Source organism: Bacillus sp. JJ1127 (assembly GCF_036965845.1).
Taxonomy (GTDB): domain Bacteria; phylum Bacillota; class Bacilli; order Bacillales; family Bacillaceae_G; genus Bacillus_A.
This window is the reverse complement of sequence record NZ_JBALQK010000382.1, coordinates 1-4408: the sequence shown is the minus strand read 5'-3', so window position 1 is coordinate 4408 and position 4408 is coordinate 1. Positions and strand designations below refer to the sequence as shown.

4 protein-coding genes are annotated in these 4408 nt (G+C 33.6%); 1 reads left to right on the top strand and 3 read right to left on the bottom strand.

Features of this window, described 5'->3' with window-relative positions; translation table 11 throughout:
- The 3 genes from V7183_RS24760 to V7183_RS24750 all read right to left on the bottom strand — a co-directional run.
- Positions 1-1576, bottom strand: a 1576-nt coding sequence (locus V7183_RS24760; RefSeq protein ID WP_438825199.1) for a ribonuclease J, incomplete at its 3' end; no start/stop codon positions are given.
- A 708-nt stretch (positions 1577-2284) separates the two neighbouring features.
- Positions 2285-3178, bottom strand: coding sequence for a mechanosensitive ion channel family protein (locus V7183_RS24755; protein ID WP_097899648.1), 894 nt, complete (start codon positions 3176-3178; stop codon positions 2285-2287).
- Positions 3179-3467: 289 nt separating this feature from the next.
- Positions 3468-3947 carry a glutathione peroxidase gene (locus tag V7183_RS24750; protein ID WP_335361187.1) on the bottom strand — a complete coding sequence of 160 codons (480 nt, stop codon included), beginning with the start codon at positions 3945-3947 and terminating at the stop codon, positions 3468-3470.
- Positions 3948-4160: 213 nt separating this feature from the next.
- Here V7183_RS24750 and V7183_RS24745 point away from each other — a divergent pair, with 213 nt between their 5' ends.
- Positions 4161-4382, top strand: a complete 222-nt coding sequence (locus tag V7183_RS24745; RefSeq protein WP_170958176.1) for a DUF3925 family protein — start codon at positions 4161-4163, stop codon at positions 4380-4382.
- Positions 4383-4408 lie beyond the last annotated feature (26 nt).

The following is a 4408-nucleotide window of genomic DNA, read 5'->3' as shown; positions in this document are numbered from 1 at the left end:
AATTGTTAATAGTTGTTACAACTAGTCGATTCATTTTCTTCAAGAAATCTTCCGAATCACGAACATATATAAATCCACGAGAAATCGTGTCCGGACCAGAAATAATTTTCCCTTCTGTTTTACTAAGAGTAATAACTATAACAAGCATACCATCCTCAGAAAGTTGTTTGCGGTCACGTAAAAGAGCCTTTCCAACATCACCAATACCTAATCCATCTACATATATATTCCCGGCAGGTATTCGTCTCGTTTGATGAGCAATTTGATTCTTTATATCGACAACATCACCATTACTAATAACATAAATATTCTCTTTCTTCACACCAACAGACTCTGCTAATAGACTATGATGATGTAACATTCTAAATTCGCCATGAATAGGAATGAAATATTTGGGTTTCATTAAAGTAAGCATTAATTTTAATTCCTCTTGATAGGCATGTCCAGAAACATGCATTCCTGTTGAACTTCCCGTCCCATAAATAACATTAGCTCCCAATAGAAATAAATTATCTATAATACGTGAAACATTGCGTTCATTTCCTGGGATAGGAGTTGCAGCTATAATGACTGTATCGCCAGGCAAGATGTCTACCTGTCGATAGTTTCCACTTGCTAAACGAGATAAAGCAGCCAGTGGTTCACCTTGACTCCCAGTGCAAAGAATAGCTATTCTTTCTGGATCCATTCGATTGATGTCATTTGCTTCAATTAACATGCCTTCAGGAATATTCAAATAACCTTGCTCCAGCGCAACAGACACTACATTTACCATGCTCCTCCCAAGCAAAGCAAGCTTTCTATTCGTTTTTAAAGCTGCATTTACCACTTGTTGTACACGATTCACGTTAGAAGCAAAGGTAGAGATAACAACTTTTCTGCGAGCTTTGATGAACGCTTCTTCAATCCGCTCGCCTACAGATCGTTCTGATGGAGTAAATCCAGCACGTTCTGCATTCGTACTTTCAGAGAGTAGAGCTAAAACACCATCACCCCCAATTTTAGCCATTTTATGAATATCCGGATATTGATTATTTACAGGAGTCAAATCAAATTTGAAGTCACCTGTATGTACGACTGTTCCTTCTGGTGTATGAAAAGCAATACCAAGGCAATCAGGAATACTATGATTCGTTTTGAAAAAAGTTAGACTTATCTGTCTAAACTCAATTAACGATTCAGAGTCAATAACAGATAACTGTGTTAGATTTTGAAGTCCGTGTTCTTTTAATTTAATTTCAATTAGCCCTAGCGTTAATTTTGTTGCATAAATTGGTACATTTAATTGTTTTAATAGATACGGGATACCTCCAATATGATCTTCATGTCCATGTGTAACAACTAAACCTCGAATTTTATCCTTATTTTCTTGCAAGTATGTAATGTCAGGTATAATCAAATCAATCCCTAATAAACTTTCATCCGGAAACTTAGAACCGCAATCAATTATCACAATGTCGTTTGAATATTGTATTGCATACATATTTTTGCCTATTTCATTTACGCCGCCTAAAGCAAAAATAGATAGTGTATTTTCTACTGTACTCAAAATGAATATCCTCCTTTTTAAAAACATTCAAGTGTGTCCGAAGAAATATGGTATTCTTTTTTATGATTAACCCATCTAGCTGAATATTATTCCAATTTATGGTTAAATAAATATTTTTCTCTTTAAAATTGTAGAAATTAATTTAGATAACGTATGTTTCATTTCCGTCCACCCTCGTTAATAGCACTCATACAAAATAGGAAATAAACTACCGTTACTTATGTAGTTTATTTCCTATTCACTTTATTTATCTTTTCCAGATTTACTCTTACATTTTATCCTGCATTCACAGTTGTAAAAGCCCTTGGTTTAACTCATATTTATTGGTCTGGAATAAAATTTGATAAAAATGAAGTTACAAACCTTTATTTAACAGCCACTACAAAAGCTCTATTTTGAAAAAAGATTGATTAAAATGGAGTTAACCTTTTTAGCTATATATGAGGTTTTTATAAAAAAGTTTGATTAATTTAATGTTCCTTATTCCACTAACGAACCACCTCAAATTTCTATAATCCCCAAAATTAGTTATCCAAAAATATGTCCCGATACATAAAGATTGAGCACAATTCTTGCTGCAAAATTGCGCCCGAGTACAGAAGTTACTTTTTTTAAGAGGAATTGTTTAACCCCTTAAGCTCATCGAAATCTGCCAGTCTACAAACCCAAATTCTAAATATAACTTCCAATTACACCTCATGAACTGACCTAGGATCTCCAATAAGCTAGTTTTCTTTACCTGCCTGGCGAAAGCTGCTCTCCAGGAATCTCCTGTAATTTTTCAGTATGAACGAACATATTCGCTGCAGGCATTTGTACTTGATTCTTATGGAATATAGACATTAGTTCAAATCTTACTTGCCTAGAAGTTTCAAAATACTCTTCAGGTTTAACCAAACCTACAATACAAAATTCGTACCCAACATATTTAAGGTTTGGATTTAAGTCTGTAACACCAGTATATTGAAATGGTTCAACAGCCTCGTCCTCTATCCTATATAGGCTTTGATCCAATTTTTCATTGCAGATAACACATACATTTTCTAACAATTCCTTTATTTTTGTAGGATCTTCTTGATAACTTACCGTAATCCTTTCAATAATCCGCATCCAGCCTTTATTAAAATTTTGTATCGTTCTAATCTCTCCATGTGGGATGGTAAGGAGTTTTCCCGACCATTCACGAATTTGCATAAAGCGAATACCAATTTCCTCAATGGTACCTGAGCTTGTTCCGTTAAAAGTAACAAAATCGCCGACACGAAATTCTTTGTCCGTTAATCTTGCGAACCCTAATATAACATCTTTTAGCATCTGTTGTGCAGCAAAACCGATGACAACTCCGGCAATCCCTGCACCTGCAAGAATACCTTTTATATCTATAAATTGACTAATTAGATAAAAAACAAGACTGATTATAATTCCATACCTAATAATTGATCGAATTACACTTTGAATCGTCTGTTCTACTTCTTCATCAAAAAAACTTGACTTCCTAAAGAACCAATCAATAATACGGTTTATGACAAAAGAAAAAGTCATGAGGACCAAAGCAAATAGTGTAAATCTTAAAAGTAAAAACTCCCTTACATAATTAAAAAATTCCTCAGTAACAGTTAATAAATTCATCCATCCACTTCCTTAACTATGTATTTTGATTTTTATTCCTAGTTCATCTTCAACAATATGACCCTTTAACGAAATAGTTTATTGTCACTCAACAGTTCCTTAATCGATCTTTCAATTCCAGATGTTCTTTTCCTTTTTACTATAAATATACCCCTTTAGATAATCTAAAGGGGTATAAAGGTGCAATTTTTTTATAAACGGTATAACTTTATTCAAAACGGCACGACTTAATTTCAAACTCACAATATTCAGCGGTAAATGACAAAAAAACACTGAGAAAACTTTCACTTTATGAAAGTATTTTTTCAATCTCTTTCTCTAAATCTTCCGGCTTCGTTTTCGGTGCAAAACGATCAATCACTTTGCCATCACGTCCTACTAAAAACTTCGTAAAGTTCCACTTCACTGCCTTCATTCCAAATATTCCAGGTGCCTGCTCCGTCATATATATATAAAGTGGATGAGCCCATTCCCCTTTCACATCCACTTTAGCAAACATCGGAAAGGATACACCATAGTTTAATTCACAAAAACTTGTAATCTGGTCTTCTGTACCTGGTTCTTGTCCTCCAAATTGGTTACATGGGAAGCCGAGAATTTCAAATCCTTGTTCTTTATATTTTTCATATACTGATTGTAACCCTTTGTATTGCGGTGTAAATCCACATTTACTTGCGACATTTACAATGAGAAGCACTTTTCCTTCATAATCTCTCAGCGATTTTTCTTCTCCTGTAATTGTTTTTGCAGAAAAATCATAAACTGTCATATATACCTGCTCCTCTCTATTATTTCTTATTTATTCTAATCATATATGTATTTAGTTTTCTCGTCTAATGACAACGCTTTATTTTTGTTCAAAAATTTGACACAAACTACTAGACATTTTCCTTGGAAAGTTTTACAATTAGATTGTGAACAAAATGTGACAGTTTACTTTCTAAATTGTGACATTTTCAATTCCATTATAAATTGATAAAGGATGGTGTTGATAATGAGAACTGCACAACGTAAAATGCTTTCGAATCGCGAGTTTTATTTCGTACTATATATGATGTTACTATTTGTCGCTGGTTGGGTAATGGATGTAAATGGACTATTTTTAAGTAAATACTTTACTTTAGCAGGAATGATCACTCTGCCAGTCGTTGGAGGCATTGTTGGATTCTTCATTATATCAATTAATAAATACCAAAATAAATAACAACATTACATAAAGGCAGAAAACGA